At 29.5% G+C, this 5,292-nt stretch carries 5 protein-coding genes; 4 read left to right on the top strand and 1 reads right to left on the bottom strand.

What is annotated here, in order from left to right:
• Positions 1 to 1,559, bottom strand: a 1,559-nt coding sequence (gene hcp, locus Q0649_RS08825; RefSeq protein ID WP_298840371.1) for a hydroxylamine reductase, incomplete at its 3' end; no start/stop codon positions are given.
• A gap of 347 nt (positions 1,560 to 1,906) precedes the next feature.
• Here hcp and Q0649_RS08820 point away from each other — a divergent pair.
• The 4 genes from Q0649_RS08820 to Q0649_RS08805 all read left to right on the top strand — a co-directional run.
• The gene (locus tag Q0649_RS08820; protein WP_298840369.1) at positions 1,907 to 2,443 is read left to right on the top strand and encodes an ECF transporter S component; all 537 of its coding nucleotides are present in this window, start codon (positions 1,907 to 1,909) and stop codon (positions 2,441 to 2,443) included.
• Positions 2,444 to 2,653: 210 nt separating this feature from the next.
• Positions 2,654 to 3,079 carry a YtxH domain-containing protein gene (locus tag Q0649_RS08815; protein WP_298840367.1) on the top strand — a complete coding sequence of 142 codons (426 nt, stop codon included), beginning with the start codon at positions 2,654 to 2,656 and terminating at the stop codon, positions 3,077 to 3,079.
• Positions 3,080 to 3,095: 16 nt separating this feature from the next.
• On the top strand, positions 3,096 to 3,431 hold the full coding sequence (locus tag Q0649_RS08810; protein WP_298840365.1) for a hypothetical protein: 336 nt from the start codon (positions 3,096 to 3,098) through the stop codon (positions 3,429 to 3,431).
• 140 nt (positions 3,432 to 3,571) lie between these two features.
• A partial coding sequence (locus tag Q0649_RS08805) for a M3 family oligoendopeptidase (protein WP_298840363.1) occupies positions 3,572 to 5,292 on the top strand: 1,721 nt, incomplete at its 3' end.

The raw sequence follows: 5,292 nt of genomic DNA, 5'->3' as shown, positions 1-5,292 counted from the left end.
GGAGATAAGAATGCAGGTAGTGTTGGTCCTAAGTGAATATTTTTAACACCTAAGTGAAGTAATGCTAATAATACTATTACAGCTTTTTGTTCATACCATGCAATATTATATGTTATTGGTAATTCATTTATATCAGATAATCCAAATACTTCTTGAAGTTTCATTGCAATAACTACTAATGAGTATGAATCATTACATTGCCCAGCATCTAAAACTCTAGGAATTCCACCAATATCTCCTAGCTCTAACTTATTATATCGATATTTAGCACAACCTGCAGTTAAAATAACCGTATCAGTTGGTAATTCTTTAGCAAAATCGGTATAGTATTCTCGTCCCTTCATACGACCATCACAACCAGCCATTACAAAGAATCTTTTAATTGCTCCTGTTTTAACAGCTTCTACAACTTTATCAGCAAGTGCTATTACTTGATTATGAGCAAATCCTCCAACTATTTCTCCTCTTTCAATTTCAGTTGGTGCACTACATTTCTTTGCATGCGCAATTATTGCAGAGAAATCTTTAGCTGCTCCATTTTTTCCATCAGCTATATGGTTCATTCCGTCAAATCCAGATGCTCCAGTTGTATAAACTCTCTCTTTATAAGAATCTTTTGGAGGAGTAATACAGTTTGTTGTCATAAGTATTGGTCCATTAAAACTTTCAAATTCTGAATTTTGTTTCCACCATGCATTTCCGTAATTACCTACTAAGTGAGTATATTTTTTAAATGCTGGGTAATAGTTTGCTGGTAACATTTCACTATGAGTATATACATCTACCCCTGTACCCTCTGTTTGTTTTAATAATTCTTCCATATCCTTTAAATCATGTCCACTAATTAATATTCCTGGGTTATTGCGAACTCCGATATTTACCTTTGTAATTTCTGGATTACCGTAAGTCGTAGTATTAGCATTATCAAGTAATGCCATAGCGTCTACCCCATATTTACCACACTCAAGTGTTAGTGCAACTAGTTCATCAACGGATAAAGTGTCATCAGTAGTTTGAGCTAAACCCTTTTGCATAAATGCATATAAGTCACTGTTTTCATATCCTAAGTTGAATGCGTGATCAGCATAAGCTGCCATTCCTTTAATACCATAAGTTACAAGTTCTCTTAAAGATCTTATATCTTCATTTTCTGTTTTAAGAACTCCTACCTCTATAGACTTAGCTTCATATTCTAACGGTGTGCCTATCCATGTTGCACATTCAGGTAAATTGGCATCTATTACTCCACCAGCATTTACAAGTTCAGTTTTAATTACCTCGCGTAATTCTAATGCCTTAGTTATTGCTTCTACAAATCTAATTTTACTAAAATTGGCATTTGTTATAGTCATAAATAAACCAGTTACTACAAATTTGTTTACTTCTTTATTTTCTACTCCAAGTTCTCTTGCTCTTGTAGCATAAATTGATATTCCTTTTAGAACGTAGATTAATAAATCCTGCATATTAGCTACATCATCTGTTTTACCACAAACTCCACGTATCGTACAACCTGTACCCTTTGAAGCTTCTTGACATTGATAACAAAACATACCCATTATAAATTCCCCCTGTTTTTGGATAGACAACAATTCACACTAATTATCTTCCATATATTAAAATTTATTATTTTACTATTTAACTTCATAACAGCTAATTTAATGTCATGAACTACCTTTATTATACTTTCTGATACATTAAAAGTCCGTAACAAATGTTACACTAATTAAAATTATATTTTTTTATATTATATTCATTTCTTTTTTAATATTTAGGTTAATGATAGCTTATTGTTAAATTATTAATAGATTAATGTCTAATATTAGATTATCACTTATTGATATTATTACAAATAATACAATATTATGGTATAATTAATGTGTATAACAATTTAGGAGTGGATATTATGAAACATACAAATGTTAATGCTTTAATAAAATCAAGTCTTTTTCTTGCACTTGCTATAGTATTTCAAGTAGTTGGAAAAAACTTTCCTGGAATAAGCCAATTTTTTGTTGGACCTGCTGTTAATGCTATCCTTATAATTACAGCTGTAATTTGTGGTAGTACTTATGGAGTACTCGTCGGTTCCTTAACACCTTTGCTTGCATATCTTACAGGTCAACTTGCTAGTCCCTTAGGGCCTTTCATTCCCTTTATAATCATTTCTAACATATTATTTGTACTTAGTTTTATAATTTTAAATAAGCGAGGTAAATATGGACAATATTTAGGAATTATAATTGGATCATTTGTAAAATATATATTTTTATCTATTTCAGCCTCAAAACTTATTCCCTTATTTGAACTAAACATACCTACGAAAATAGTTAACAAACTAGTAATTACTATGGGAATACCACAGCTTATAACTGCACTTATTGGCGGATGTTTTGCATTAATTATAATTAGTATTTTAAGGAAACGAAAAGTTCTTATATAAATACTATAGAGACGCACAGAATAATCTTACTATATTTTCCTTATTTTATTTTTTAAATAATATTTATATTTTAAAATATACTTTTTCTATAATTTGCTTATTAATATTATTTTTCTACATTTTTCTTTATAATATTGACAATAATTCGCATATAATGTATAATATATAACATATATATAAGATTTTTAACTTTGAAGGAGGGAAAAATTTATGATATTTTCAAATTGGTTTATAAGCCGTAAAAAAGAAATACAAAGAAAGTCAAAAATAAAAACAGCTAAAAAGGTGATTTTAGGTGCCGCTGCTGGTAGTCTTAGTGGTTTACTTGGAGGTTTACTTTTTTCACCTAAATCTGGTAAAGAAACTAGAAAAGATATTGTTGATTCATCAAAAGAGCTTAAAAACAATTTCAAAGAAAAAAGTATAGTACTTAAAGAAAACATTGACAATAAAGTTAGTGATGCTAAAGAAAATCTAATTGATGCTAAAGCAAAAATATCAGACTATTTGAATGAAAAAAAAGTAACAAATCAAGATAAATCTTCAAACGTAATTACCGATTCAAAAGATACCGTAGAAGATGTATCTGCTGTTACTGAACAATCTGACGTATCTGACAAAACAAATAAGGAATAGTGGTGCTATTATGTATGTGGATTTTTTTAAATTAGGTGAAGGTTTATTAATTTTTCTTGGTATAATAATTTTAATTATACTTATAGTCGGATTATTAAAGCTTATTAAAACTATAACAAGTGTAAATTCAATTATTAAAAGAAACGAAGATGATATTGAAGAGATATTATCAGTACTACCAAAAACATTTAAAAATTGGTTTGAGATAACCGACAATGTAAAAGATGTTACTGAAGTCGTAGTTAAAAAAACTGCTAGTACTCTTAATTCAACTGAATCTTTTCAAAAATATTTAGTATACATAGTAGATATTTTAACTATTGTAAGAAATATATTTTCAAGTAAAAAGTAGGGTAACTCCTGCTTTTTTTTTAAGATTATTTTTTGACAATATCTTAACATATATATCTCCGTTTTTCGATAGAGTATTTTATATATAAAATGTGGTATAATATATTTTATATATAAAATTATGTAAATGGAGGAATTGATATGGATATGAATTGGAGTTTAAACGAGCTCTACTCATCTTTCGAGAGCAAAGAATTTAAGGATGATATGGTTTCTTTTGAAAATTCTATAGAATATATAAATAAATGGACATTAGAAAATTGTAATAATCCAAACAATCCAAAAGAGAAAATTAAATTTTATATTAATTTTGAGAATAAATTTAATGACCTTGTTAACAAACTATATAATTATGCAGAGTTATCAACAAGCGTGGATACAAAAAATGAAGTTTCAAGTAAGATATCAGAAAAAATAGCTTTTAAACTGGCATTGCTTGCTAAACCCACTACTATATTTTCAAAATGGTTAAATTCGATAGAAGATTTAAATTCTTTAATTGAGGATTCCCCTCTTTTAAAATCACATAGTTATTATTTAAAAGAGTTAGCTAAAAACGCCAAGTTTTTGCTTAATGATGCCCAGGAGTCACTCATGGCTAAAATGAAAAATAGTGGATCGGATGCCTGGTCTAGACTTCAAAATGTTTTATCCTCGAATCTAATAGTTGATATTACCATAAATGGTGAAACTAAAAAGCTTCCACTATCCATAGTTAGAAACATGGCCTATGATAAAGATAAAAACATTCGTAAAAATGCCTTTGAATCAGAACTTAAAGCTTATGATAAAATAGCAGAATCATCAGCTTCTGCCTTAAACTCCATCAAAGGTGAAGTTATTACATTAAGCTATGCTCGTGGATATGAATCCGTCCTACAAAATACACTTGAAGATTCTAGAATGGATAAAGAAACTTTAGACGTTATGCTAAGCGTTATGTTGGAAAGTCTTCCTTCTTTTCAAAAATATTTTAAAAAGAAATCCGAACTATTAGGACATTCGAGTGGTCTTCCTTTTTATGAATTATTTGCACCAGTCGGAAACGTAAATATGCACTTTACCTTAGACGAGGCAAGAGTGTTTATAGTTAAAAACTTTAGAACGTTTAGTGATAAGCTAGCAAATTATGCTGATAATGCCTTTGAACATAAATGGATTGACTCTGAACCAAAAGAAGGAAAACTCGGTGGTGCATTTTGTTCTAATTTGCATTGCATTAAAGAAAGTAGAATTTTATCTAACTTTACAGGAAGTTTTAATGACGTATCAACTCTTGCTCATGAACTCGGTCACGGGTATCATGGTTTGTGTTTATCTAAGGAATCTGCATTAAACAGTGATTATCCTATGCCTATTGCAGAAACTGCCTCAATCTTTTGTGAAACGCTTATAAGTAATGCAGCATTAGATAGTGCAACAAAGGAAGAATCCTTTGTAATACTTGAAAATGATATATCTAGTAGTGCTCAAGTTATTGTAGATATTTTAAGTCGTTACCTATTTGAAACCGAACTTTTTAAACGTCGTGAAAATGGTTCACTCTCTGTAAATGAATTAAAAGAAATTATGTTAAACTCTCAAAAGGCTGCTTATGGCAAAGGTCTTGACGAAAACTTTTTGCATCCATATATGTGGGTTTGTAAACCTCACTATTACGATGCTTCCAGTAATTTCTACAACTTTCCTTATGCCTTTGGTTTATTGTTCTCAAAAGGTTTATATGCAAAGTATCTAAAATCTGGAGACTCCTTTAAGCGTGATTACGATACTTTACTTTCAGCTACTGGGAAAAATAATTTAATAGATGTGGCAAAAATAATGAATATAGATCTTCATTCCATTGAATTTTGGAGAAGTTC

The sequence above is a fragment of the uncultured Clostridium sp. genome (genome assembly GCF_937920395.1).
GTDB lineage: Bacteria > Bacillota > Clostridia > Clostridiales > Clostridiaceae > Clostridium_AD.
Note: the sequence above shows the minus strand (reverse complement) of the source record. Positions and strands in the feature narration are given on the sequence as shown.

Coding starts and splice junctions, on each gene's coding strand:
- Q0649_RS08820 (WP_298840369.1), top strand. CDS start 1,907: ATGAAACATACAAATGTTAATGCTTTAATAAAATCAAGTCTTTTTCTT.
- Q0649_RS08815 (WP_298840367.1), top strand. CDS start 2,654: ATGATATTTTCAAATTGGTTTATAAGCCGTAAAAAAGAAATACAAAGA.